The sequence below is a fragment of the Methanomassiliicoccales archaeon genome, from assembly GCA_035527755.1.
In the GTDB taxonomy this organism is placed as follows: Archaea; Thermoplasmatota; Thermoplasmata; order Methanomassiliicoccales; family UBA472; genus UBA472.
Map to the genome: position 1 here is coordinate 24,131 of DATKZX010000017.1, position 26,860 is coordinate 50,990.

General features: G+C 59.3%; 21 protein-coding genes and 1 tRNA gene. 12 read left to right on the plus strand and 10 right to left on the minus strand.

Annotated features, from left to right (window positions below):
* Positions 1-80: 80 nt before the first annotated feature.
* Positions 81-821 carry an acetolactate decarboxylase gene (gene budA, locus VMW85_06235; GenBank protein HUT27626.1) on the plus strand — a complete coding sequence of 247 codons (741 nt, stop codon included), beginning with the start codon at positions 81-83 and terminating at the stop codon, positions 819-821.
* On the opposite strand, the gene VMW85_06240 is transcribed toward budA, so the two are convergent.
* Together VMW85_06240 and VMW85_06245 are read right to left on the minus strand one after the other, a co-directional pair.
* Entirely contained in the window at positions 796-1,878 is a 1,083-nt protein-coding gene (locus VMW85_06240; protein HUT27627.1) for a glycosyltransferase family 4 protein, read from the minus strand. The two genes, budA and VMW85_06240, sit on opposite strands and share 26 nt — an antisense overlap.
* A gap of 12 nt (positions 1,879-1,890) precedes the next feature.
* A complete protein-coding gene (locus VMW85_06245) occupies positions 1,891-3,726 on the minus strand; it encodes a threonine--tRNA ligase (GenBank protein ID HUT27628.1) in 1,836 nt (611 codons plus the stop codon).
* Between the two features lie 149 nt (positions 3,727-3,875).
* Between VMW85_06245 and VMW85_06250 the strand changes: the two genes are divergently transcribed.
* Positions 3,876-4,763 (plus strand): FKBP-type peptidyl-prolyl cis-trans isomerase, encoded by an 888-nt coding sequence (locus VMW85_06250; GenBank protein HUT27629.1) that lies wholly within the window; start codon positions 3,876-3,878, stop codon positions 4,761-4,763.
* A 186-nt stretch (positions 4,764-4,949) separates the two neighbouring features.
* Here VMW85_06250 and VMW85_06255 read toward each other — a convergent pair whose 3' ends face one another.
* Genes VMW85_06255 through thiD form a run of 3 tightly spaced genes read right to left on the minus strand, consistent with a single transcriptional unit; the run spans position 4,950 to position 8,074 of the window.
* Positions 4,950-5,561, minus strand: coding sequence for a hypothetical protein (locus VMW85_06255; GenBank protein HUT27630.1), 612 nt, complete (start codon positions 5,559-5,561; stop codon positions 4,950-4,952).
* A gap of 22 nt (positions 5,562-5,583) precedes the next feature.
* Positions 5,584-6,741, minus strand: a complete 1,158-nt coding sequence (locus tag VMW85_06260) for a glycosyltransferase (GenBank protein HUT27631.1) — start codon at positions 6,739-6,741, stop codon at positions 5,584-5,586.
* Positions 6,742-6,763: 22 nt separating this feature from the next.
* Positions 6,764-8,074, minus strand: a complete 1,311-nt coding sequence (gene thiD, locus VMW85_06265) for a bifunctional hydroxymethylpyrimidine kinase/phosphomethylpyrimidine kinase (GenBank protein ID HUT27632.1) — start codon at positions 8,072-8,074, stop codon at positions 6,764-6,766.
* A gap of 117 nt (positions 8,075-8,191) precedes the next feature.
* On the opposite strand from thiD, the gene VMW85_06270 reads away from it, so the two are divergent.
* Positions 8,192-8,560 carry a hypothetical protein gene (locus tag VMW85_06270; protein HUT27633.1) on the plus strand — a complete coding sequence of 123 codons (369 nt, stop codon included), beginning with the start codon at positions 8,192-8,194 and terminating at the stop codon, positions 8,558-8,560.
* A gap of 81 nt (positions 8,561-8,641) precedes the next feature.
* On the opposite strand, the gene argH is transcribed toward VMW85_06270, so the two are convergent.
* The 3 genes from argH to VMW85_06285 form a co-directional block, all read right to left on the minus strand.
* A complete protein-coding gene (argH, locus tag VMW85_06275) occupies positions 8,642-10,093 on the minus strand; it encodes an argininosuccinate lyase (protein ID HUT27634.1) in 1,452 nt (483 codons plus the stop codon).
* Positions 10,093-11,313: an argininosuccinate synthase gene (locus VMW85_06280; GenBank protein ID HUT27635.1), complete on the minus strand. Its 1,221-nt coding sequence runs from the start codon at positions 11,311-11,313 to the stop codon at positions 10,093-10,095. Before VMW85_06280 ends, argH begins: the two co-directional genes overlap by 1 nt.
* A 79-nt stretch (positions 11,314-11,392) precedes the next feature.
* A complete protein-coding gene (locus VMW85_06285; GenBank protein HUT27636.1) occupies positions 11,393-12,793 on the minus strand; it encodes an MFS transporter in 1,401 nt (466 codons plus the stop codon).
* Positions 12,794-13,027: 234 nt separating this feature from the next.
* On the opposite strand from VMW85_06285, the gene argC reads away from it, so the two are divergent.
* Genes argC through VMW85_06320 form a run of 7 tightly spaced genes read left to right on the plus strand, consistent with a single transcriptional unit; the run spans position 13,028 to position 19,797 of the window.
* Positions 13,028-14,044, plus strand: coding sequence for an N-acetyl-gamma-glutamyl-phosphate reductase (argC, locus tag VMW85_06290; GenBank protein HUT27637.1), 1,017 nt, complete (start codon positions 13,028-13,030; stop codon positions 14,042-14,044).
* Positions 14,045-14,046: 2 nt separating this feature from the next.
* Positions 14,047-15,273, plus strand: coding sequence for a bifunctional ornithine acetyltransferase/N-acetylglutamate synthase (argJ, locus tag VMW85_06295; GenBank protein ID HUT27638.1), 1,227 nt, complete (start codon positions 14,047-14,049; stop codon positions 15,271-15,273).
* 4 nt (positions 15,274-15,277) lie between these two features.
* Positions 15,278-16,129 carry an acetylglutamate kinase gene (argB, locus tag VMW85_06300; protein HUT27639.1) on the plus strand — a complete coding sequence of 284 codons (852 nt, stop codon included), beginning with the start codon at positions 15,278-15,280 and terminating at the stop codon, positions 16,127-16,129.
* A gap of 9 nt (positions 16,130-16,138) precedes the next feature.
* Positions 16,139-17,314 (plus strand): acetylornithine transaminase, encoded by a 1,176-nt coding sequence (locus VMW85_06305; protein HUT27640.1) that lies wholly within the window; start codon positions 16,139-16,141, stop codon positions 17,312-17,314.
* A 51-nt stretch (positions 17,315-17,365) separates the two neighbouring features.
* Positions 17,366-18,061 carry an ACT domain-containing protein gene (locus tag VMW85_06310; GenBank protein HUT27641.1) on the plus strand — a complete coding sequence of 232 codons (696 nt, stop codon included), beginning with the start codon at positions 17,366-17,368 and terminating at the stop codon, positions 18,059-18,061.
* 39 nt (positions 18,062-18,100) lie between these two features.
* Positions 18,101-19,447 (plus strand): acetyl ornithine aminotransferase family protein, encoded by a 1,347-nt coding sequence (locus VMW85_06315; protein HUT27642.1) that lies wholly within the window; start codon positions 18,101-18,103, stop codon positions 19,445-19,447.
* Positions 19,444-19,797 carry a cupin domain-containing protein gene (locus VMW85_06320; GenBank protein HUT27643.1) on the plus strand — a complete coding sequence of 118 codons (354 nt, stop codon included), beginning with the start codon at positions 19,444-19,446 and terminating at the stop codon, positions 19,795-19,797. The genes VMW85_06315 and VMW85_06320 overlap by 4 nt, the downstream gene beginning before the upstream one ends.
* A 90-nt stretch (positions 19,798-19,887) precedes the next feature.
* Here VMW85_06320 and VMW85_06325 read toward each other — a convergent pair whose 3' ends face one another.
* Both VMW85_06325 and VMW85_06330 read right to left on the minus strand, forming a co-directional pair.
* A complete protein-coding gene (locus VMW85_06325; protein ID HUT27644.1) occupies positions 19,888-24,558 on the minus strand; it encodes an AAA domain-containing protein in 4,671 nt (1,556 codons plus the stop codon).
* 93 nt (positions 24,559-24,651) lie between these two features.
* Positions 24,652-24,727: transfer RNA gene (locus VMW85_06330), tRNA-Thr, on the minus strand.
* A 129-nt stretch (positions 24,728-24,856) separates the two neighbouring features.
* Here VMW85_06330 and VMW85_06335 point away from each other — a divergent pair.
* Both VMW85_06335 and VMW85_06340 read left to right on the plus strand, forming a co-directional pair.
* Complete coding sequence (locus tag VMW85_06335) at positions 24,857-25,471, plus strand: acetate uptake transporter (GenBank protein HUT27645.1); 615 nt, start codon at positions 24,857-24,859, stop codon at positions 25,469-25,471.
* Between the two features lie 121 nt (positions 25,472-25,592).
* A complete protein-coding gene (locus VMW85_06340) occupies positions 25,593-26,711 on the plus strand; it encodes a M42 family metallopeptidase (protein HUT27646.1) in 1,119 nt (372 codons plus the stop codon).
* Positions 26,712-26,860: the final 149 nt, after the last annotated feature.

Genomic DNA, 26,860 nt, shown 5'->3' on the forward strand with positions numbered 1-26,860 from the left:
TAGATAAAAATACCCCAATTATCAGATGGACGACGGTCGTTCAGTCATGTTAAATATCATCCATATATTTTCGGAGGGCCATGACACTGACGAGGTCCGCCTATCTGACGGTAAGCGTGGCAGGGATGCTGCTGGTCGCCGGCCTGATAGGTTTCTGGATGGCGCCGGGAGAGGCCCAGGAAAGCGACGAGTATTTTCAGTATTCCACCTACGGGAGATTGGTCTCCGGGGGATATGACGGGTCGCTGACCATCAGCCAAATGATGGACCACGGTGATTTCGGGATCGGCACCACCGAGGGTATCGCCGGTGAGATGATCATCTACGATGGAACGCCTTATCTGGCAGATACGGACCTGCGACCCGTGAAGATACCGGACCAGACGATCACGCCGTTCGCCATGGTCACATACTACGATGCCGATCGTTCATTCCTGATATCATCGGAGACCAACTATTCCGTTCTCCGGACGATCTTGGATGGAGAGGTCCCGGTCCAAGGGCAGGTCTACGCCTTCATGATCGAGGCGCATTTCGAGTCGATAACTGTGCGCAGCATTCCCGCCCAGGTTCAACCATATCCGCCATTGGTCGATGTCATCGCCAACGAGACGGTGATGGAGTTCCACGACCTGAGCGGAGTGATGATCGGTTTCCGCATGCCTTCGGACCTGGGTGAGGTGAACGTTCCCGGCTACCACTTCCACTTCCTCAGCGAGGACCTGACGGTAGGCGGCCACGTTCTGGAGTTCAGCTTCACGGAAGCCTCGGTCGGCATGGACCAGATGGAGACGATCAACGTGACGTTGCTCGCTCCCTAAGGATATCAGAATAGGTCTTGGCGGTCCGCTTGGCCATCTCGTCCCAGGAGAACGCGTCCATTCTCCCCCGGGCCGCCTGGCCAAGCTCCTTCCTTTTTTTCTCATGGCCGCGCAGATCCTTCATGGCCATGGCCAAAGCGGCAGGGTCCCCGGGCGGAACCAATACTCCGGCGTCGCCCACCACCTCCGGCAGCCCTCCGGTGTTCGAGGCGATTACCGCCTTGCCGTAGGACATGGCCTCCGCCGCCACCATGCCGTACGCCTCATGGATGGAAGGCACCACGAACATGCTGCAGCCGCTCATCATCCTGGCCTTCTCCTTCTCGCTCACGCGGCCTAGGAACTCCACCCTGTCTCCCAGCCCAAGCTTGCCGGTCAGTCGTTCCAGGCGTTTGCGGTCCGGTCCGTCTCCGCAGATCTTCAGTTTTCCGTCGAACGTTCCCATGGCCTCAATGAGATGATCGAGGCCTTTCAAACGCACGATGCGACCTAGGGAAAGGACGTAGTCGCCGTCGTTCAAGCTGGCTTCCGGGATCTCCACCCCGTTATAGATGGTGACCAGCTTGTCCTCGTCAAAACCCCGCGCCGCCACATCCCTGCGCATGTAATCGGATACGCATATCACCCTGGCGAACTTTGGAAGATGGCGCATGAAGAGGCGGTCGTTGATCTCGCTCATATAGTGGGTGAGCCCCACTCCCTCTCCCAAGGTATTGTGGCAGGTGTAGACCTTGGGTCCCTGGAAATTCAGCACGCCGCGCGTAAGTGAGGACGCCCAGCGGTAATGCAGGTCCACCAGGTCAGGCTTCAGTTCTCGAATGGCATCCCCGATCCCGGAGATGTGGGCGTATGGGGGGTTGTAGATATTGACGAACCTGGTAGGCAGGCGAATGACGGTGTATCCGTCCATCTCCTCCCTTTCCTTCGTGTTCGGGAGCCGGCTGGTGAGAATGAAGACCTCATGCTCCTTTCCCAATCGGGAACAGATGTGATGCAGGCGATGCTCGATGCCCCCTATGAAAGGGTAGTGGAAGGCGTTGACCTGCACTATTCGCACATTACCCTCCTCTCACATATCGATCTGCCGGCTCATCTCCCTCGGCATGTACATGGGCCGGAACGGCATGTCGCCGATCTCCGACCTTACACGCTCGATGAGCTGGTCCAGGGTCATTTCCACGTTCTTGTTCTGCGCCCGGTCGTAGACCATCAGCGCATCGGAGGCCACCTCCTTGTCGCCTATGACGACCGCGTAGGCCACCCAATCCTGTTTGGCCGCCCGGACCTTCTTGCCCACGGTCTCGGAGCGATCGTCCAGGCCCACGCGGATCTGGGCCTTCTGTACCTTGTCGGCCATCTCCCTGGCCTTGTCCAGGTGGCTCTCGGAAACGTTCATGAAGCGTACCTGTTCCGGTATCACCCAGGTGGGCAGCGTGCCTAGTTTTCCCTGGGTCTCCATTCCCACCGCGGTGTCGAAGAGCATGTAGAGGTAACGTTCGATGGTCCCGATGACCGCGGTGTGCAGTATGATCGGGTAGATCTTCTTCCCTTCCTCATCGGTGTAGGTGATGCCGAAGCGCTGGGCGTTCCCCACGTCGATCTGCACTGTGCCTATCTCGCGGGCGCGTTTCAGATCGTCCAGGATGTGATACTCGATATTGACCGTCCAGTAATAGTTGATGCCTTCGGGATAGAAGTGCAATAACGCCGGTCTGTCGTGCTTCCGCACGATGTCCATGAGCATTTCCTTGTGCTGAATGTAGGCGTTCCAAGAGGAGAAGTTGACCAACATCTCGTAATCGCGACCCAGGTCGTTCGCCTCCTTGTAGATGCGCTCGTCCAGGCGGCTGAACCAGTCCTCCGATTCGGGGATGTCGGTGCACACCACGTGCAGGTCCGGCATGTTCATGCGCCGGGTACGGAAGCACAGCATGGTCTCCCCGGACTGTTCCAAGCGATATGAATCGGCCACTTCGAACGCGCCGAACGGAAGCACCTTGTAGCTGATGTTCCAGAGGCGCATCATGGCGAACTGCTGGTGACAGGCGGCGTATCTCAAGACGAAGTCGCGCTTCTCTCCCTTGATGACGTACAGCCTATCGCCGAACAACTTGGCGTGCTCGGCCACCGGTCCCTCGTCCATGCTGAACATGTTGGTCCCTCGGACGGTGTAGACCGGCAATGACATGGAATTGACGATGCGGGAGGAGTAATCGGCCACCAGGTCGAACATGAGGGCGCCCTTGGGCGAGAAGGCCATGTGTCCGGCGTCGCTCATGCTCTCCCAGTTGATGCCGAACTTCTTGCAGAGGCGGGTGTACTTGACCTCCCCGGTTGAAGGCCAGTCCTTCTTAAGGGCTTCCTTGTTCATCATGATGCGGAAGCACTCGCTGCCGCCATCAAAGTCCAACGGGGCGATCTCGGTGCCGTCGGGCATCAGCACGAGGAAGCGCTCCTCGCCCTTTGGTGCCTCCGGCTCCTCCTCTCCCTCGATCTCTCGGGACAGTTCCGAAAGGGGATGCCCCTTGCAGCTGATCTTGAACGCCTTGTACCAGCCGAACGGAGCGCGGTGAACGGACCAACCGGCGCCAGAGATGATGACCTCCATATCCCGTAGCATACGCTTACCGGTGGCCGCATCGGAAAGGTCCGGGCTCAGGTGGGCGTAGGGGTAGAGCATGATGCGCTCCGCTCCCACCTTCTCCGCGGTCTCCATGATGTCGCGGGACGCCTGGGAGGCGACAGCCTCCACCCGGTCCTGGTCCTTCTTCTCCACGGTGATGAAGGCTACCAGAACCTCTTCCATCCTGCCAGTCTTGTCCTGGTCGTCGATGGTTTCCGCCACCGGGGTGGGTTTTTTAACCTCGAACTCCATGAAATCGGCGTGTATGTAGAGGGTCCTCATCTTATCGCCTGATAGGGTATTTTCTGTAATGGTCCACGTATATAAATAAACGATTCCAGCGTCATGGATAGCTATAGCACGGATGGGTAGTATCCTGGTGGTAAGCAAGGTTTAAATTCAAGAAAACGTTTTGCCTGAATCGCATGGTTATGAGGTTCGATAGGCTGTCCAAGGATGTCGCGGGAGCCGTGAACGTCCTGCTCATTGTTCTGATCGGGGTGCTGATGGTCAGTGCCAGCACTGTGGTCATCGTATTGTATCAGGGAGGTCAGTCCGAGGGATCCAGCAGTGATCTGGTAACCGTAGGTCAGACCATCCAGGTCGATTACATCGGCAAATTGACCGACGGCAGGGTCTTCGATACCTCCAATTATTCCATCGCGATCAATGACGCCGCGTACCCAAAGACGCTCTCCTTCACCCTGCGTGACCAAACATCCTACACCCAATTGAGCTTCGAGGTCGGTGGCGGTCAGCTGATCGCCGGGTTCGATTCGGCGGTGGTGGGGATGCGCATTGGTGAGACCAAGGCCGTCACTCTAACATCCGATGAGGCCTACGGTCCGATGGACCTGGCCAAGCTGGTGACCTTCGATCTCACCGAGACCGTGCCGCTCCTGGAGACGTTCACCTCCGCTCAGTTCACCGCTGAATACGGTGTCGGTCCAGTAGCTGGATTGACAGTGACCGACCCCTCCTGGGACTGGCCCGTGACCGTGTTGGAGTACAACACGCAGTCTGACCGCGTGGTCGTCAAGAACACCCCGACGGTCGACACCGAGTACCACATCAACGGCGACAGCACCACCGGATGGGACGTGCTGGTTACCGATATCGACAGCACCTCTGACCTGATCACACTGGAGCACCAGCTGGTAGACGCTGACAGCGATTATATCATGGGTGTGGACGGCACCGGGACCTTTTTCATAACCCAGGTGGACGTGGAGAACGGCACTGCGGTGAAGAACTACAACAGTGAGCTGCTGGGAAAGAGCCTGGTGTTCATCATAACCATCTTTGCCATATTGGAATAGGGCAGCATCAACGGCGGTCCGCCCGCCATACTTTCTCTTTTTATACGGTCCATCGACCCTTTGATGAGGTCGTCATGGCCTAGCTTCCGTCAGGCCCCGGTCTCGACAAAGGAATGATGGCATTGGAGATCATGGGCGGCCGATACCGATCGTCTACGGGCGGTCAAGCCGTGAAAGGCATCCACTTCAAGGCAACGGACACTGTCCGCCCTCTCGGCTTGCCTTGCGCTTGCGGTAGGTGGACACGATCAAGCTCAGCGCCAGGATGGCCCCTACCATCACCAAGGTGATGTCCGCGGCCGTGCCGTTCTCAAAGTAAACGAACAACCAACTGCTGGCCGCCAATATCAGCCCGTACTTGATGGTCCCGCCCAGAACCTGATAGAAAATGGAGCGTTTGTACGACCAATTGCATATGGCCACGAACGCTCCGGTGAAAGGCAGGATGGGTGCGATGCGGTTCCACAGGATCATGCGTTCGTCGGGGCATACCAGGAAGCAGCGGTAACGCTCCACGGCGTTGGCTATCTTGACCGGTACCCTCACCCGGCGGACGATCAGGTACAGCGTGGTCAATCCCAATACCTCGGCCACGGCGATGGTCAATATGAAAAGGGTCCACAGGACCAGGCTCGGGACCGTCCCATATCCGGCCATGAAGAAGAGCACCACGAAGAGCTCGGGAACGGTCGGGAACACGATGGCGTCCACGTAGAAAAGTATGAACACGCAGGCTATCCAACCTGCCAGTCCCAGCGGTGAGAAGAATCCGTAGAAGGTCTCACCGATGTCAAACATTCTTTCTTGTACGCTCAGACGATTAAAAAACCTTTCCGCTAACCCTTCCCGCCTTGGACTCGATGGCGTATTCGTATACGTCCAGCAGACGGGTGGCCCACTGCCCTGCGGAGTACTCGCTGGCCCTGGCCAAGGCGGCGTTCCGGTATTTCTCCGGCTCTTTTAGCAGTTTCATGGTGGCATGCGACCAGCTCTCCGGGGTCTCTTCGAACAGGAAGCCGTTCTCCCCGTCCTTGATGATCTCCGCCACCGCCCGGTAGCGAATGCCGGAGGCCGGTTTGCCGATGGCCATAGCCTCCAGGATGACCAGTCCCTGGGTCTCGAACTTGGAGGCCAGGGTGATCACGTCGCAGGCGGCGTAGTACTGAGGCAGCTCGCTGTCTGGCACGAATCCGGTGAAAATGACGTTCGATTCAACACCCAGGTCAACGGCCAGCTTCTGCACGTGCTTTTTGGCCGGTCCCTCTCCCACCAGCAGCAACCGGGCGTCCGGCTCCTGCTCGATGAGCCGGGCGAAGCCCCTCAGCACCAGGTCGATGTTCTTCTCCCAGGCGATCCGGCCCAAGTGCAATATGACCTTCTTGTCCTCCAGCCCGTACCTCCTGCGGATGGCGCTGCCGTCGACGTCCTTGTGGAACCGGTCCGCGTCCACTCCGGTGGGGATGACCTCGAACCGTTTGATACGGGGGGCGTAGTGAACGATCTCGCTCTTGATGGCATAGGTGGGGGCGATGACCACCTCCGAGTGTTGGAGCAGGGAACGCAGATAGGTCCACATGCCTAGATGGATCACCCATTCCGGAAAGGGGGTGAAATTGTAGAACTTGGCCGCCTCGGTGACCATGGTGTGGAAGGTTAATACCACTGGTTTCTTCAGGGCCCGACCGGCCAGCATGCTTCGCAACCCTTGGAACAGAAGTCCATGGGTGTGTATCACATCCACATCCAGCCCGGCCAGTATCTCGCATTTGTTGGTGGGGAAGATGGGAATTCGGTAACCGGAATATTTGTTGAAGCCGATCGACCTGAAGTAGTAGACGCCCTCCTCCTCGTCCTCGCCCTTGGCCGGTTTGGGGGCGAAGATGTACACAGTGTGCCCTAGCCTCTCCAGCTCCCTCTTGGTCAACAACAGGGAGGTGACCACCCCATCTCTGGAGGGTAGATACGAATCTGTGAACATGGCTATCTTCAGGGTAACAACCTCATTTTAGGAACTCTATGATCTTGAAAAGAACATGCCCTGGATCTCTTCCCAGCACTCTGATCATGGGCTCCTTGCCCACGCCTCCGCGGTCGAAGATCACGTCCGGTACATTACCAATTACCTTTATTGCCTCTGCGGTCCCCCATTCCATGGAGGAGACCATGTCCGGTTCCCCGGCCCTATCGAACGAGGCCACGACCAGTCCCGACCGGCGCAGGCGTTCCACGTTCTCCTCGGAGAACCTCAGGTTCATGGCGCATCGGGCCTCAGGGTCGAAGGCCTGGGCGGCCATTACCACTCGGGCTATGTGCCGGCTGCCGCCGAAGCGCACCTCCCCGACCCGGCACACCCTGTCCCCGGCCCTTACCAATCGTCCTTCCACCCCGCAGACCTCTCCATATCCCTGGGGGTAGGGAAGTGCGTACGCCAAATTGAGCCCGACCTCAGGGACCATCTGCGGGGGCATGCGGTCCTCGATGATCCCCACTCCCGAGCGCACCGCCTCCTGGACAGCGTGACGCATGGCCTCCTTGTATAGGGTGGCAGAAGGGTTGATGCACAGCGATCCCCTTCCAACCGGCACGGCCATGGCTATGGAATCGTAGATGCGCCTCTTGGCCTCCTTGACCGCCTCCTTGGTGGTGAGCCCAGAGGCCAGCCCGCAGGCGATGAAGGACGAGAGGGTGCATCCGGCGCCGTGCACCTGGCGGTCCAGTCTGGGGGAGGCCAATTCGTAGATCTCGTCCTTGGTGTAGAGGGCGTCCACGGCCATCTCGCCTCCGAGGTGCCCTCCTTTCAGCAGCACCGCCTCCGGTCCCATGTCCAGGAGGCGCCTGCCTACCCTGTCCAGGGAATCACCATCGGTTATCACCATCCCGGAAAGGGCCTCGGCCTCCTCCTTGTTGGGAGTGATCACCGTGGCGATGGGGAACAGCTCCTTCGTCAATGCGTTCGCCAGGTCCTCCTGGTGCAGGGCGGTGCCCACTCCTGCGAAGAGCACGGGGTCGATGACCAGCGGTACGTCCAATTCCTTAAGCAGGGACGAAATGGCCTTCACCGTGGCAGCGGAGTGCAGCATGCCGGTCTTGACGGCGTCAGGCTTGACGTCATCCAGGACGGCATTTAGCTGTGAGATGATCTGCTCCGGAGGCAGCGGGAACATATCCAGCACCTCAACGGTGTTCTGAGCTGTGATGGCGGACAAAACCACCGCGCCATGTGCTCCCATGGATGCGATGGCCTTGATGTCCGCCTCGATGCCCGCTCCGCCAATGGGATCGGACCCGGCAATGGAAAGGACGACGGCCATGAAAGGACAATCGCCTGCAGCACTAATAATCTTGGCGGGAGGTGGTAGGTCCGCATCGGTGAACGACGTATCCACCCAGGCAAATTATATATAATCCAGGTCTTATCGAAAACGCCGATGAAAGCAAACAGTGGGCATTTCGTGTTGAACGACCAAACAGAATATAAGGACATAGCTGAGGTCTTTCCTGATGTGCTCAAGCTTTTCTTAGAGGAAACGGACCAGGTCCCCGAGGATGCCGAGATCATGCACATGTTCCTGCACCTCAATCAGGTGGAGCTTCTGAACAACCGCAAGCCCGAAGGTTACAATCGCAAGGGCCGCATGCGGTTGATCTTCCCCATGACCAGGATGGAGTTCTACATCAAAGGTTCGTCCAAGAGCGGCGAGGTGGTGCGCGTCACCGAGAAGATCAGCAAGATGCTGACCCGCAGCGGTATGGAACATCAGGTGGAATGGAACGCCCTTTCCTGCCTGGAAAGTTGAGCATAGAAAGAAGGGAGGGTTCGGAGCTTTGCTCCCGAACACTTTTCAAACGTCTTTTTCTTCCGTAGAAAAATGAAAAATTCACTGACCGAGGTCGTCCCAGACCTTTTCCAGGCGGGCGATCTCTCCGTAACACTCGGCCTCGTACCCCTCCGCCTTTTGCCTGGCCGTCCCTATCTGTACCTTGACCTGCTCAGGGGCGGTCCCTCCAGGTGAGCTGCGACGGTGCATACATGCTTCCAGGGATATGTGGTCCAGCGATCCCTGGTCAAGAAGCTCGGAGAACTGCTGGAGCTCCGCGACGCTCAGTGATTCCAGCTTCTTCCCTTCCTTGACGCTGAAACGGACCGCAGCACCTACGACCTCGTGCGCCTGGCGGAAGGGCATGCCCCTCTCGACCAGATGGTCGGCCAGGTCCGTGGCGTTCAGGAAGCCGTTGGCGCAGGCGTTCTTCATCCGCTCGCGGTCGAAGGCAAGGGAGTGGTACATGGGACCGATGACGTAGAGGCAGGAGGTCAGCGTCTCGTAGCTGGAGAACACCGGTCCCTTGTCCTCCTGCATATCCCGGTTGTAGCTCAGCGGCAATCCCTTCATCAGGGTCAGCAGTTGCATCAGGTTGCCGATGGCCAGCGAGCTCCTTCCCCGGATCAGCTCGGCCACGTCAGGGTTCTTCTTCTGCGGCATGATGGAACTCCCGGTGGCGAAGGCGTCCGACATCTCGGCGAAACCGAACTCCGGAGAGGTCCAAAGCACCAGCTCCTCACCCATGCCGCTGAGGTGCACCATGGTCTGGGTGCAGACGTAGGCGAACTCCAGGGCGAAGTCCCGGTCGCTGACGGTGTCCATGGCGTTATCCGTCGGGCGGTCGAAGCCCAAGGCCATCGAGGTGAGGCCGCGATCGATATGGTGCCCGGTGCCGGCCAAGGCGCCTGCTCCCAGGGGACATTGGTTCACCCGCTTGTAGGCGTCCAGGAACCGTTCGGCATCCCGCTGCAGGCGGAAGACATGGGCCATAAGATGGAACCCCAGGCTCACCGGCTGGGCGTGCTGCATGTGGGTGAAACCGGGCATCATGGTCTCCATTTCCTCCTCGGCCCTTTCCATCAGGGTGCTCTGTACGTCCAGCAGCAGGGCGACCGTCTCCAATATGGCGTCCCGCACGAACATGCGGAGGTCGGTGCTGACCTGGTCGTTCCGGCTGCGGGCGGTGTGCAGGCGCTTCCCGGCATCACCGATCCGTTCCGTAAGGAGCGATTCCACGTTGGTGTGGATGTCCTCCAGGTCCTCGGAGATGTCCAGGTCGCCCTGTTCCACCTCCTTCAGCAACTGCTTCAGACCTTCGGCGATCTCCTTTCCCTCCTCCGGAGGTACGATCTCCTGGGCGGCCAGCATCTTGGCGTGAGCTATGGAGCCGGCGATATCGTACCAGGCCAGCTTGGCGTCGATCGACAGGGAGGAGGTGAAGGAAAGGGTCATCTGGCTGGGACCCTCGGCGAAACGACCGGACCACAGTTGCTTTTCGGACATGGACATCACTGTTTCTTCTGGACCTTGGCCACGCTGCGCAGCGGCAGCCCCCACACGTAGATGAAGCCCTCGGCGGACTTGTGATCGAAATGATCGCCCTGGGCGTAGGTGGCCAACCCGGTATCGTACAGGGAGTGCGGCGAGGAACGGCCCACTACGGTGGCATTGCCTTTGTAGAGCTTCACCCTTACGGTGCCGTCTATGAACTCCTGTGTCTGATCTATGAAGGCGTCCAGCGCCTCCTTTAGCGGGGAGAACCACAGACCATCATAGCACAGCTCGGAGTAGCGCTGCTCCACCGAGCGTTTGAAGTTGAAGACGTCCTTGGTCAGCACCATCTTCTCCAGGTCCTTGTGGGCGTTTATCAGGATGAGCGCTGCCGGTGACTCGTAGATCTCGCGTGATTTTAAGCCGACCAGGCGGTCCTCGATCTGGTCGATGCGCCCGTACCCGTGACGGCCGCCTATCTCGTTCAGGCTCTCGATGATCTTGGTCATGGACATGTCCTTGTGACCGTCAAGTCCGATCGGCAGCCCCTTCTTGAAATGGATCTCCACGTATTGAGGCTCGTCCGGCGCTTCGGAAGGGTCCACCGTCCATTCGAAGGCGTCCCGCGGAGGCTCCACACTGGCATCTTCCAGCACTCCGCATTCGCAGCTCCGGCCCCATATGTTCTCATCGGTGCTGTAGGGGCACTCCTTCTTGACCGTGATGGGCACGTCGTTCTGCCGGGCGTACTCGATCTCGTCCTCCCGGGTCATGACCCATTCCCTCATGGGGGCTATGATCTTGATGTCCGGCGCCAAGGCGGCGATGCTGACGTCGAAGCGTACCTGGTCATTGCCCTTGGCGGTGCAGCCATGGGCGATGAACTTGGCACCCTCCTTCTTGGCGATGTCCACCATGATCTTGGAGATCAATGGTCGGGCAATGGCCGTGGCCAGCGGATATGACCCCATATACAGGGCGTTGGCCTTCAGCGACGGTCCGATATAATCATTGACGAACTCCTCCGTGGCGTTGAAGGCGTATGCCTGCACCGCCCCGATCTTGAGCGCACGGTCCACTGCCTCCTGCAGGTTCCCCGGCTGTCCTACGTTGATGCTCACCGCGATCACGTCCAGATCATAATTCTGCTGCAACCAGCGTATGGCCACAGATGTATCCAGACCTCCGGAGTAGGCCAGCACTACCTTGTCACGAACTACCTTACCGCTAACAACCATGTGAATCTGCGCCGAGGAAGTGGCCGACCATATTAATCTAAATCGCCGAAGGACAGACATTGTCCGATGGAAGAGTTCATTATCGGACAGTGCGCGGGACCGCGAGCACTAGTCCGGCGCTCATAACGAGCAGGATGGAGGTCAGGAGAATGGCCGCCTCCCATCCTCCGGTCACATCCCTCAGGTAACCGCATATCACCGGAGAGAGCAGCGCCCCCACCTCCGCCACCAGGTTCCACATGCCGAAGGACTGCCCCATCATGTCTGGAGGGGACAGGTCGGCGGTCAAGGTCATGTGCACGGTCTGCATGGCCGCGAACACCGCCCCTATGACGAAGAGCAGGATGGCCAGGGACAGAAGGTCGACCGCCTCTATGGAGGGGATCAGCAGAAGGACCATAGCCGACACCGTCAAGCAGGAGACGACGTAAAGGCGCTTGCGGCGAACGATACCCGGGAAGCGGTCGCACAGTACCCCTCCCAAAGGATATCCTATGGCGTTCGCGGCGCCGAACAGTCCGGCATACACTGCCGCCCCGCTCAATCCCAGTTCTGAGGATTCCGCCACCACCAGGAGGACCCAGAACCCGAAGAACCATAATGTGAACAGGATGGGGATGGCCGAAAGATAGGTGAGCTGCAGGGAACGGTCCCGCAGCACCAGGGCGCTGACCGTGCCCAGCCTGACATATATCAGGAGCACCAGCAGGGCGGCGGCGATCATCACGAACAATGTCTGCCAGAGTATCCCAAGGCGAAGCGTCAGCGAGATCTGATAGAACCCGAGGATGACCGTCAGGAAGAGGAGGGAGTAAAGAAGCAGGCGGGGGAACGCCCCCCGGTACGATTCGTTCTCTCCCGCGGGCAGGTATCGATGCAATAGTATGCCGACCAGGATGGTGGGAGGACCGAACAATAGGAATGGAAAGGCCCAGGCGTCATCGCCCATGAACCCCCCGGCGGCATCGATCAACCAAGGAGCCGAGACCGTCGCCAGGGTCATTCCGAGCGCCAGTCCGACGAACACCACGCCCAGGCCGGTGCCCACCTTCTCCGGCGGGGAGTACTTGACCACTAAGGCGCGATCGTTGGAGTAGTAGGCTCCCTCACCCAAACCGGTCATCACTCTGGTCCCCACGAACGCGGTCAGATCCCGGGACATCCCGCTGAGGATGGTGGCCGTTCCCGCCCACACGGTGCTTATGACCACCAACGTTCTCCGCCCATATCGGTCGCCCAGGTATCCCGCGGGGAACTGCGTCAGCATGTAGCCGGCGAAGAACATGGAGCCGATGACCCCGCCCACCGCGTGCGGGTTCTCCAGGCCGAGCAGCATGGGGGAATCATTGGTGATCATCCAGGAGACCACTGGTCCGGTCAGTGCCCGGTCCAGATAGCACATGGCCCAGGCGATGAAAAGCATAATCCACATGCCGTGATGTGGTCTCCAACCTCTCTTTGCTTCCGGGGGGCCGACCATGATTCTCCTCGACCCTTTCCTGGTTGGCCGGGCTGGAAAGGAGAACAATGCCCGTTCGAACCGAAAGAGAAATGGTATTTTTAATATTTCTTTATAGGAACTCGACCGTTAGATCATCATCAGCCTGTTTGAAAGGGTCAATATCCCTTAGGGGGGTAAAATGTCTCGTTTGGGTCATAATGCTTAATAAACAATTTCATAATTCGGCACACTCTCATATCAAGGAGGTAGGGAATGATCAAGGCAGCGGTGGTCGGAGGTTCCGGATATATCGGTGGGGAACTAGCACGTCTACTGAGCCGTCATCCCAAGATCTCCTTGGAGGCGATAACCTCTCGGCAGCTAGCCGGACAGAACGTCTCTGACACCCACCCCTTTCTCCGGGGTTATGTGGACCTCAAGTTCTCAGGATCGATCAACGGCGAGGGACTGGACGTGGTATTTCTGGCCACGCCCCACGGCGCATCGATGAAGCTGGTGCCGGATATCGTTCGGAGCGGTGTCAAGGTCATCGACCTCAGCGGCGATTATCGGTTGAAGGACCCCAAGACGTATCAGGATTGGTACGGTCAGGAGCATACCGACCTGGACAACCTGGGAAGGGCGGTCTACGGTCTTAGCGAGCTCTATTGGGACGAGATATCGAAGGCCGATTTCGTGGCCAATCCCGGCTGCTATCCGACCTGCTCCGCTTTGGGCCTGGCGCCCCTCTTCGTCAACCATCTGGTGGAGGGTACCATTATCATAGATGCCAAGAGCGGGACCTCCGGGGCGGGCATAGAGCCTAGCAAAGCGACGCATCACCCTAATTGCGGCGGTAGCGTCAATCCTTACAAGGTGGGAAGGCACCGCCACACCCCCGAGATAGCTCAGACCCTGAGCCGTCTGCAAGGGCGCACGGCGGAGGTGGTCTTCACTCCGCATCTCATACCGGTGGTGCGCGGGATGCTGTGCACCATGTATCTTAAGCTGAACGACGACCTTACTAAACAGGAGCTGCTGGAAATGTACGCCGAGTTCTTCCGTAGGAAGCGTTTCGTGCGCATGACAGATGTTCCGGGGATGAGGGGGGTCATCGGTTCCAACCATTGCGAGGTGGGCTTGGAAATGGTGGGTGGTAGGAACGTGGTGGTCATGAGCACGATAGACAACTTGGTGAAAGGGGGAGCCGGGCAGGCTGTTCAGAACTGCAACGCAATGTTCGGATGGCCAGAGGAGACGGGATTGGACTTCCCGGGGTTGGGGGTTTGAAGATGGAGATTTTTAATGGAGGGATCACCTCGCCCAAGGGTTTCAAGGCGGCCGGGGTGCACTGCGGCATCAAGAAGGAGAAACTGGACCTGGCAATAATATTCTCAGAGGTTCCGGCCCGCTGCGCCATCGCCTACACCCAGAACAGGGTGAGGGCGGCGCCCATCGATGTCATGATGAAGAAGGACCCCAAGACCATTCAGGCGCTGGTCATAAACAGCGGCAACGCCAACGCCATCACCGGATCGCAGGGGATATACGACGCCAATCAGATGGTGTCACTGACCGCTCAAACGCTGGGCATCAAGGACCAACTGGTCGGCGTGGCCTCCACCGGGGTCATCAGCCGTTTCCTGCCCATGGCCAAGATAACCGTGGGGATCCCGAACGCCGTTAGGGCTTTGGGGAAGGGGCCGGAATCCGACGATATGGCCGCCCGGGCCATCATGACCACTGATACGGTCAAGAAGGAGGCCGCCTGCAAGGTGACCTTGAAGGACGGCACCATCGTGACCATCGCCGGCATAACCAAGGGAAGCGGGATGATCTCCCCCGCGATGAAGGTGCTGCACGCCACCACGCTCTCGTTCATGGTGACCGACGCGCAACTGAGCAACAATTTCAACCGCCGCTGGCAGGACATGATGGACGTAAGCTTCAACGTCATCAGCGTGGACGGCGACCAGAGCACCAATGATATCTCCGTTTTCATGGCCAACGGCATGGCCGGGGGAAAGGCGGCGGACGACGACCCGGCCTTCTGGGAAGGGGTACAGTACATCGCCCAGCAACTGGCCAAGAAGATCGTCATCGACGGTGAAGGCGCCACCAAGCTCATCGAGGTCCTGGTTCACGGGGCCAAGAACCCGGTGCAGGCCCGCAGCGCCGCCCGGGCCATCATCGCCTCCTCCCTGGTGAAGACGGCCATCTTCGGTGCGGACCCCAATTTCGGGCGCATCCTGGCCGCCCTGGGCAACTCCGAGGCGGAGTTCGACCTGGACAAGGTCAAGCTGGTGCTGAGGAACAACGGCGATTCCGTCACCCTGTTCGAGAACGGTTCGCCCATCATGACGCCCGGCAGCGAGGTGGAGGCGGCGGCCCACAAGGTGCTGTCGCACAAGAAGATCATCCTGGACCTGGACCTGGGGGCGGGGTACTCCTCCGGCGAGGCCTGGGGATGCGATCTCAGCTATGACTACGTCAAGATCAACGCCATGTACACCACGTGATGCGATGTCCCCTGAAGTCCCTGTCAACGACCGTCCTCATGGCATGGTGGTGGTCAAGTTCGGCGGCTCCTCCATCGGGGGCATGGAGCAGATAGATCTTTTCGCCGCGGAGATGGCCGAGCTGATAAGGAGGGGTCTCAAACCCATCATCGTCCACGGCGGGGGACCGGAGATAACCGAGGAGATGAAACGCTGCGGACTTCCCGTAAGGAAGGTCGCCGGACTGCGCATAACCGACGATACCACCCTTCAGATCGCCAAGACAGTGCTGTCCCGCATCAACGACCGGCTGGTGGTCTCCCTGCGCAAGGCGGGATTGAACAGCATCGGTATGGCCGGAAGCGAGGTCAACACCCTGGTGGCCAGGAAGATGGCGCCGGTGGACGTCGACGGTCCGAACGGGCCGGAGAAGGTCGACCTGGAGCACGTGGGCGTGGTCGTCAGGGTGGATCCTAGGGCGGTCGAGCTTCTATGCCGGAAGGACATCGTGCCAGTGATATACTCCATCTGTGCCGACGATTCCGGGCAGATGATGAACGTGAACGCCGACACCGCCGCGGCGGCATTGGCCGCGGGCGTTGGGGCGGAGGAGCTGGTGCTGGTGACCGAAGTGCCTGGAGTATTAAGGGTCTTCGAGGACCTTTCCTCCACGATACCGGAGATCAGGGAGGCGGACCTCGGACCCCTGACATCCTCAGGAATTCTCAAGGACGGCATGATACCCAAGGTGGACGCCTGCTTCCTGGCGCTCCACGGCGGGGTCAAGGTGGCCCACATCATATGCGGGAAGATGCCGAACGCGATAGTGGAACAGCTATTTGGTGACCGGAACCTCGGTACCAGGCTGAAGTTGTGAGGTGAGAACATGGACAGCAAGCAAGTGGCGGAACTGGGCGGTTATTACCTTTTCCAGAACTACGGACGCGAACCTCTCTGCTTCTCTCACGGTGAGAAGGAGTTCCTATGGGACCTGGAGGGCAACAAGTACATCGATTACGTCGCAGGCATCGCCGTGAACTGCCTGGGGCACGCCCACCCGGAGCTGGTGAGGGCGATCACCGAGCAGGTCTCCCGCATGATACACGTCTCCAACCTATACCAGATCAAGGAGCAGGTGGACGTGGCCGAGGCCTTGGCCTCGATCGTCCCCGCTCCCCTGGGTAAGAGCATGTTCTGCAACAGCGGTGCCGAGGCCAACGAGTCCGCCTTGAAGCTGGCGGTCAAGCATACCGGCCGGGGAAAGGTGGTGGCCTGCCACAACTCCTTCCACGGCAGGACATCAGTGACGCTCTCGGTCACTGGCCAAGAGAAATATCATAAAGGTTTCGAACCGCTGCTTTCCAAGAACGTCAAGTTCGTAGATTACAATTCCATCGAAGAGGTCAAGGGTGCGGTGGACAAGACCACCGCCGCGATCATTCTGGAGCCGGTCCAGGGCGAAGGCGGTGTTCTGCCGGCGTCGCAGGAGTACTTCCGCACCGTCCGCGACCTCTGCTCGGAGCACGGAGCCCTCATGATCGTGGACGAGGTCCAGACCGGCATGGGGCGCACCGGGAAGTGGTTCGGCTTCCAGCATTTCGGCGTGGTTCCGGACATCATCTCTCTGGCCAAGGGCCTGGGCGGCGGCGTGCCCATCGGCGCCATAGTCACCTCGACCGACATAGCCAAGACGTTCACCCCCGGCTCGCACGGCACCACCTTCGGAGGGAATCCACTGGCCTGTGTGGCCGCCAGCGCGGTGATACGTACCATGAAGAACGAGGGGCTGGTCGAAAGGGCGGCCACGCTGGGGGAGAGCTGGAAGAAGGACCTGAGGTCCATGGCCAACGATCATCCGGAGATATCCGACGTACGCGGCATGGGTCTCATGATGGGGTTGGAGATGGGCGACATGGCCAAAGAGTTCCAGAGGTACGCTTTGCAGAAAGGGCTGCTGGTCAACGTATGCGCGGGCAAGGTTCTGCGACTGGTGCCTCCTCTGATAGTCTCTCAGGGATCGGTAGACAAATTGAACCTTACCCTGGGCGAATTCCTGTCCTGAAAAGTGTCTGAAATAAAACATTCAAATATTTCAATCGAGGTACGGGTTCCAATGAAGGAACTGCCCCAGAAGGAAAGCGTGGCCGAGAAGACCCGCGGTTACATCGACGCGCACCCTTCGGTCAAGGACTGTATGGTCAAAGACCTCATCAACTATTCATCCCTGGCCAGATTGATAATGAAGGAAATGGGCATCAAGAACGAGGAGGCGGTCATGATCGCCTGCCGCCGTTACGCCCAGAAGCTTTCCAAGAAGGACCACGAGGGTGACATCCTGGCCATCCTGGCCGACAGCCGTCTGGAGGTGAAGACGAAGATATGCATAGTCACCGCCAACAACGATTGGACGGTCATACAGCGTCTGGAGCGGATATTCGTCAAGCTCATCAACCATAAGGCGTTGATGCAGGTGATCCAGGGGGCTCAGGCCATAACCATCATCGCCGATGAGAAGCTGAGGAACGATGTGGTCAACGAGGTCGGGCAGTCCAACGTCCTGAGGGTCAGGGAGAACCTGGTGGAGATCACCGTGAAAAGTCCCCAGAAGATCGGTGAGACCAGCGGCGTGTTCTCATATCTGTCCTCGAACCTCGCGGAACAGGGCGTGAACATGGTGGAGACCGTTTCCTGCTATACCGACACGATCTTCATAGTGGACGACAAGGACATGATCCAAGCCTATTCCCTGTTGTCGAAATTGCTGGAGAGCGCGGAGAAGGCCACCGAGACCCGTCAAAGGATGCCATAAGCCATTTATGCGTTGGACCCGTATCAAGGGACGGCAAGAGTGAGCATCGTGACGAAAGTTCCCAATATCATAGTTGAACCTCCTGGACCAATCGCAAAGAAGATCGTTGAGATGGACGAGCACTATCTAGCTACCGTCACCAAGTCCGCGCCATTGGCCGTCGAACGGGCCCAGGGCGAGAAGGTCTGGGATGTCGACGGGAACCTTTTCCTGGATTTTGCCAGCGGTGTCTCGGTAATGAACATCGGGCACTGCCATCCTGCCGTCGTGAAGGCCGTGCAGGAACAGGCCGCCAAGGTCATGCATTTCGCCGGAACGGACTACTATTACGACGTCCAGTCCCGATTGGTCAAACGACTGGCGCAGATCGCCCCCGGACCTTCGGAGAAGAAGGTCTTCCTGAGCAACAGCGGGGCGGAGAGCGTCGAAGCGGCCATGAAGATCGCTCGATGGAGCAGCGGTCGCAAGCAGTACATCGCATTCATAGGGGCGTTCCACGGACGGACCTTGGGGGCGCTATCGCTCACCTGCAGCAAACGGGTGCAGCGGGCCAGGTACTTCCCGACGGTGCCGGGGGTGACCCACATTCCATACGCCAACTGTTACCGGTGCCCCTATCATCAGGAGTATCCATCATGCGGTATGTGGTGCGCCAAGATACTGGACGAGGTGTACCTGGACGCCCTGGTGCCCCCGGACGAGGTGGCCGCGCTGTTCATGGAACCGGTGCAAGGGGAAGGCGGCTATGTCGTGCCGCCCAAGGAGTTCCTGCCAGAGATCGCCAAGATATGCCGAAAGTACGGCATACTGACGGTGGACGACGAGGTCCAGGCGGGAATGGGAAGGAGCGGCAAGATGTGGGCCATCGAGCATTTCGGCGTGGAGCCGGACATCACCTGCATGGCCAAATCGCTGGGTTCGGGCATGCCCATCGCCGCCACGGTGTTCAAAAAGGAGCTGGACTGGAAGAGCTCCGGGGCGCATTCCAATACCTACGGAGGGAACTGCGTGGCCTGCGCCGGGTCGATGGCCACCTTGGACGTGATCGAGAAGGAGAAGGTCGTCCAGCAGGCGGCGCGCAAGGGTGAGGTGATGCGGAAGCGCCTGGAGGAGATCAAGGAGCGCTTCGAGATGGTGGGCGACGTCCGCGGTCTGGGAATGATGCGCGCCCTGGTGTTCGTGGAGGACCGCAATAGCAAGACGCCGGCGGTCAAACTGCGAAACGAGGTAGGCGAACTGGCGTTCAAGAAGGGATTGATCCTGCTCGGTTGCGGGAAATCCGGCATCAGGCTGATACCTCCATTGACCATCGCCGATGAGAACCTCGACGGGGGAATGGACATCCTGGAGGAATGCATATCGAAGGTCATCGGGGGAAGTAAATGAGATCGGCCCCCCGTTCCGGATACAAGGAGGTGTCCGGCGACGGCTACTTGAAGCGCATAGTTTTGGAGGCCGAGGACATCGGCGTGAAGGGGACGCTTCTGCAGGAGGTCCAGTTCATCGCCGGGGACAAGGTCGCCTTCCACTTCCACAAGGTCACCAGGGAGATATTCTTCTGTCTGCAGGGGCCGGCGCCCTTCGTGATCAACGGTCAATCGGTGGTGATGAACGAAGGCGATTGCCTGGTGTGCGAACCTGAGGACGTGCACGGAAACCCGGTCATCAAGAACGACTTCCGCATACTGGTGCTCAAGGTGGGGTTCAAGGAAGCGGACACCGTCTGGCTCGATTGAGGTTCATTGGTCTAACAGGGAGCGTGCCTGGTCCGGGTGAACGGATGCTCGGGCCATTCGTCGCTGGCGATCGATGCGAACCCGGTATGATCACATCACGGAATATTCCGGCCAACGTTCGATGATCAGTTTCCCTTCTACGATGGTATACCGCACCGTTCTGGTCCCTACCTCGAACTTGAGCTCGGGATCGTCCCGGACCAGGTCCTGGAACCGGTCATTGGTGAGCAAGAGGAGGTCCTCGTCCACGGCCAGATCGATGATGGAGCGGTCGTCGCCGACCGCGTCCTCCAATAATATAGTCGTTCCGGTCCGGCGGGACTCATCGGCGAACCACCGTCCCATCGATGCGTGCTCTTCCTCCCCCATATCCTTACGCAGCCTTGGTCCCGCTATCACGAACACCTTGCTGAAGCCGTACGAGCCTTTCAGTTCCTGATAGCACCGTTCCAACTGTCCCGCCGAAGGCGCCTTGATATGATCTCCATGCCTGGAAACGTCGTTCCCGTCCACGACCACGGCGTCGATGGGCGGCGGGCCGACGATGGCCGCCGGGGTCCTAGGAGGATCTGGCAGGTTCGGAACCGGTCCATCGGCTGCTTCCGGACCCCTCGTTCCGGAGGACGGTTCGAAGGCCGGCACTAGCTCCGGGACCTCTCCGATCTCGGACAGGTCCTCGATGCCGCCACGGACCGGAACATCCTCCGCGGACATGGTCCCGGGGACGAACATCTCCACCAGGTGCCCGTCGATCTCTTCGGAGCGCAGCCTGCAGGAGCAGAAATCCCGCAGTCTCTTCCAGAGGTAGGCCGAACGGTAGTGCTTCGTCTCCGCTGGCACGCTGTCGAGCAAGGCCCGGGAGCATACCACCACCAATCGCTCCTTGGCCCTGGAGAAGATCACGTTGGTGCGGTTCAGGTCCAGTATGAACTCCGCGGTGCTGGCGATCGATGAGGGATCGCTCTGCGTGCCGGAAACGATTATGGTCGGCCGCTCTCCGCCCTGCAACCTTTCCACCGTATCGATGATGTCCACCTGGACATCGTACTGCGACAGCCGCTCCCGCAACAACGTCCGCTGCGCCCGGTGCGGGGTCATGACCGCCACCGATCCCTTGTCCCCGGTCATCCGTTCCACGATGCGTTCGATGACGTCGGCCTCGAACACGTTCAGCTTCTTGGACCGGTCCTCGTCGTGCACCACTAGGAACACGCCGCCGTCCTGCCACACCGTGGACCACATGTCGTCCGTCGGCGCCAGGCTACGCTGGACGAAGGGCTTCGAACCCCCGAGCTCGATGTCGTCCCATCTGTACAGCCCGGAAATGAGCTCCCGGACCTCGAAAGGCAATCGGTAGGTCACGTCCAAAGCGGAGCGGACCACCCTTCCTTTCGGATCGGGAAGGGAGCTGCCTATGGCCGCCACGGCGTCGTAGGCGCTGAAATGCGGCTGGTACTTGATCACCGGGGGACGGTCCTCGTCCTCCCAGTCGTGGGAGAGGATGGGGGACAGCTGGCGATGGTCCCCGGCCAGCATGATCCTCCCGTCCTCCTTCAGGACGGTAGCAAGAGCAAGAAAGTGAGGGAAGACCATCATGCTGGCCTCGTCGACGATGAGATCGGCCGCCCTCAATGACGGCGCCTTTCCCTTGGCGAAGGCCTTGTCGGCGTTCATGACCAGCTTGAGCACGTCGTTGGTGGTGCCTCCTACGAACACGTGCCTCCCTTGCACGGACCTCAGCAGATCCACCACGTAGGCCTCGTCGATCCGCCGTCCTTCCAATCTGACCACCGAGAAAGGGATGGGCGTCCGTCCGGACCGCAGCAGCGCCGCCTCAAGATCGTCCTTCCGTGCCGCTATCTCCTCCATGAGGCGATCGACGGCGGTGTGGGTGCTGGTGGCGATCATGGTGACCTGGTCGGGTCCGGCCACGTGCCCCCTGAGCAACGTGGCCACGGCCGCGGTGACCGTCTTGCCAGTTCCCGGGGGACCCTGCATCAGCTGAACGCGGGCGTTCAACCCGTCCAGCACGGCCTGGACCTGGTCCTCCCCCAGATGGTGGTCGTCCATGACGAACTCCCTGAGCAGTCGGGTGAAAGAGTTCAGATCACCGGGCTTCAGCAACGGTACTTCCGGGATATCGGGCGCCGACAGGTCGAACCATCCGAATATCGGCAGCGGGCCGCAGGCGCTCAAGCGCTGGTCCACGCGGTTGGAGACGTGATCGGAAGGGCTTTCGTCCAAGGTCACCATCCCCAGACCGTCCACGTCCGGGGAGTTGGAAAGAACGTAACGGTTCCTGTGACCGGGCATCAGCTTCACCTTGGCCACCAGATTGTCGAAGTCCAGGATCTCCATCATTCCTGTCGCTCCGTGGTAAAGGAAATCTCCTGCCGACTGTCTTTCGTAGACCTCGCCATTGAAGGGCGTTATCCTGACCCAGCTATCCTTTTCCACGGTGGTCTTGTCCCGGAACGCGGACACCGATTCCCCGAACCGCTCCAGGTCTAGACGTCCTACCAGGAAGTCCTCGATCCTCCCATTTTCGTCCTCCTCGGTGAGCAGCATCGTTCTGGTCAGCGGAAGACAATCGCCGGACATGACCCGGTCCAAGGGCGGGAGGCTCATGGCGGACGACCATTCGTTCAGACGAACGTGATGGTCCAGGCGCAGCAGGTCCAGGGCCGCCTGGGCCGGACCTACCACTCCCAAGGAGAAGGAGGTCAGATCGGGAAGGTCCAGGGGTATCTTGGTGATGCTGGCGTTCTTGGGTTTGATGCGTTCCTCCATCCAGCGCAGGGCGTGCACCCTGGCCCGCAGATAGGCCCTCAGCATTCCGGGGTCGGCGGCCTTCTGGAACTCGCGGATCGCTTTGCGCACATTTTGCTTGATGTCCGCCGCCTCCGGGTCGGGAAGCGTGCCCCACAGGGCGTGGAGATACGGTACTGGCAACGAATCATGGAAGCGGCAGCGCACTTCGAAATCGGTGTACGCGGTCGCCTCCGCCGATGCCTTGGACCATTCTCCTTCCTCGTCCAGTTGCAGCGGGGAATGGAAGTCGAACAATCCCTGATGGAACGCCCGGTCCAGGTCCACCGTGCGGTCGCCGACGGTGCGTGTCCAATGATACCTCTTTCCGAACCATTTGAGGGAGGAGGCCACCACCAGCCCGCGTCCGGTCCAGCCGGTGGCGTAGCGGTCATAGACCTCGTCCTGCAGGCAGCTGTAGATGAGCTGTTCCAGCGTCTCCCGGCAGCCCAGAAGGTGCGTCAGGCTCTCCAGCAGGTCGGAGCCGCAGCGGGTGCAGCCCTCGATCAGCCTGACCAGCTCGTTCCGGGACCAAACGTAGAAATGCAGCGGCACCCGCTCCTTGCCGCCCACCTTGGCCACGGTTTTCAGCAGTCCGTTGAAGAAGGAGACCATCAGTTTACGTTCCGATTCGTTGTCACGGACGTAATCCCCGCTCCAAGGGGCGTCGCGGAAGAAGATGACCTCTGACCCTTCCACCTCCCGTGATCGCTCTCCATCGCCCTCCTGTACGCGTTCCATGACCTCCGGCCGCCGCACCCATCTCCCCTCGGCGTTCCTTTCCCCGGAGGTCTCCAACACGCCCTCGCTGTTGGTCACATGGGCCGAGAGGGCCATGATGCGGTCCTCGGTGTAATCGTAATCCACGGAAAGGAATATCCGCACCAGCGGTTCCCCGTCGATGGTATGTGTCGGCAGGTTCCCGAACCCCGCTCCCGGAAGGGCCGCCACCTGATGACCGGCCCCCCCAGGCATCGTGGCCGATCGGACCGCGGCCCTGGTGACCAACTTTTCCAGGTTATCGGTGAAGGTCGGCACCGCCCTGATCCGGCGGCCCTGGTCGCCGCGAACATCGAGCGCGGCCAAGCTCTCCAGGTCATGGATGCCGTGGTCCCTCAGCGTTCGGGCGGTAGAGATATCCATTCCCAGGAGCTCCAGTCTTTTCTGCCGGGCGCTCTCGGGCAGGCAGTTCACGTTGAGCACGCAGGAATCGCATTTGCCATCCAGTTGGAACGGCAGTTCGTCCAGGTCCGTTCTGGATATCCGTTCCAGGTCGCCGTCCCTGGCAAGCAGGCGCCGGGCGTCCTCCCTCTCCATCTCCAGGTCCAGGACCTCGGCCGAGATCAGGTCCTCGGTTCCCCCCTCTTCCTTCAACCGCACCAGCGATCCTAGTACGTCCTCCGGTGGGATCAAGTGGCCGCCGACGACGAGCTCTCCCTGTCCGGCCCGCTCGCGGACCAGCATCTGATAGATGGCCAATTGGATGCGGTGGTAGGTCTTGTCCTTGCGGCTGGCCTTGCATTCGATGATCCGTAGTCTCGGTCGTCCGCCGTCCCATTCTAGGACGACGAAGTCCATCCTTCCGTTGAGGGCGAACTCTCCTACCTTTCCGCTTATCTCCACCTCCCGGGCGAAGAGGCGTTCCCCTGGAGATGCATCTTTCAGTAAGGTGACGAAGCTCTCCCATCTCAGGCGGGCGGGCTCCCGGTCAGCGCTGCGGTCGTTAAGGGAGGCGTAACCGGCATCGCTCAGGCTCCCTTCCCACTCCTCCTCCTTCTTCCTACCGATGGCCTGAAGCACCGGATCGAGAGGATTGAGCACCCGTGAAAAGAAGGGCACCTCTCGGGCCAGGGCGCTGCCGTTCAGGTCAAGCTTGAAACGGCGGGGGCAGGAGTGGCGTTGCACGTACTCCCCTATCTGCTGCACGTCGATCCTTTGTTCGCCCGTCACCATCGGGCGGAACCAACCGCATCTGTCGTATAATAATGTGCCAGGAGGTTCTTTTCCGATCGGCGATCACTATCCATGATACTTAAGTATAAAAAATGGAGCCACCAGGGAGATTTGAACTCCCGGCCTGCTGATTACAAGTCAGCCGCTCTACCAGCTGAGCTATGGTGGCCTCGCATCAGGAACGGCGTTCTGGATTTAATCGTTTTTATGGTGTTCGGAGAACAAGGAATGGTAATGAAGCTGCCACTTCCACACAATGGTTTAATAAAACCACGCTTTTCGGCATCAAGGTGCGCCCTTGGACGCCAATCTGACCGATAGACCTGAGAAGAGAGTATTGATGGACCTGACCGCCAACCCCGCCCCGCTGGGACTATTGGGCTTTGGCATGACCACCGTGATGCTCAACCTGCACAATGTTGGCATCATACCGCTGGGAAGCGTCATCCTGGCGTTGGGTATTTTCTATGGGGGGTTGGCCCAGCTCATCGTTGGGATGATGGAATGGAAGAAGGGCAATACCTTCGGCACCGCCGCCTTCACCTCCTACGGTCTTTTCTGGCTGACTCTGGTGGGCATCTGGATACTGCCGCAGATGGGCATCGGGGAGATAACCGACAAGACATCGATGGGGTACTTCCTGGCGCTCTGGGGCATCTATTCGCTGTTCTTCTTCATCGCGACCCTGAAGAGCACCCGGGCCACACAGTTCATATTCGGTTCGCTGACGGTGCTATTCTTCGCCTTGGCCCTGGGCGATCTCACGCTCAACAAGGAGATCACCATCATCGCCGGATGCATCGGTCTGGTGTGCGGCGCTTCGGCCATCTACTCCGCCTTGGCCATGGTGGTCAACGAGGCTCACGGCAGAACAATCATGCCTCTAGGTGAGAACCGGTCCGCGATAAAATAAGGCGCTGACCCCATCCCCCTTTTCTTATTTTTTAAATTTGCCAGCTGAAATAGGCGCTTCTTTATATTCCCGGAAACGATGACCTGGCGGGCGGCCCTTTCAGTACGCCCAGGTGACCATCATGGACAAGGACTCATTGAAATTCCTGCAGGAACTGTGCGATATCCCCGGACCGTCTGGCTTCGAGGCCGGGGCCACCCGGCTCATGCGGGAGTACGTCGAAGGATACTGCGACAAGGTCTACAACGACAAGATGGGCAACATGATGTTCGAGAAGATCGGCAAGGAGGACGGACCAACGGTCCTCTTGGCCGGGCACGTGGACGAGTGCGGCCTCATAATCACCGGCATCAACCCTCTGGGGTACATGTCCTTCAGTCAGCTGGGGGGATGGTTCGACCAGGTGCTGTTGGGGCAGAGGGTGATGGTGCACACGCGAAAAGGAACGGTGAGAGGCGTCATCGCCTGCAAGCCTCCCCACCTCATGGAGATGGAGGAGAGAAAGAAGGTGGTGACCAAGGACAAGATGTTCATTGACGTCGGCGCCTCCAACAAGGACGAGGCGCAGGCCATGGGTGTGAGGCTTGGCGACGCCGTCACTCCTGATTCCAAGTTCTACACCGTGGAGAAGGAAGTGTTCAAGGATGGCAAGCCCGCCGGTAAGAGGACCATCTGTTTCGGGAAGGCCTTCGACGACAGGGTCGGCGCCTTCGCCGCCGTGGAGCTGATCAAGGCCTTGAAGAAGGGGAACGTCAAACACCCCAATCGTATCGTGTCAGCGGCAACGGTCCAGGAAGAGACCGGTGCCAGGGGGGCCAAGACCGTGGCCGCCTCCACCCGGCCGGACGTAGCCATCGTCCTGGACGTCGATATCGCCGGCGACGTGCCCGGCATCGATCCCATGCAGGCGCCCGCTCGAATGGGGGAAGGCATCTCCATCACCGTCTACGACGGTTCCATGATACCCAATCAACCGCTGAAGGAGCTGGTAATCGGTCTGTGTGAAAAGAAGAAGATACCTTACCAGTTGGCCTATGTCACTCGCGGGGGGACCGACGGCGCCTTCATCCATACCTCGTTGACCGGTGTGCCTACCTTGGTCATCGGCGTTCCTGTCAGACACATCCATTCGCATGTCGGGGCCTTCGACATGAAGGACCTGGAGGCATGTATGAAGTGTATCGTCGAGCTGATGAAGGTGCTCGACCGCAAGACCGTGGATTCGCTTACCGAAATTTGATTCTGGTCTACCAAAAGATATAATTACGGGCAAACAATCAACCAATTCGCCTTAATCAGGTTTACTGGTGAAGCTCATGACTGATGAATCTATGACCATCAAGGTCTCCAAGGGTGACATTGTCCGCGTGGATTACGACGCATACATCG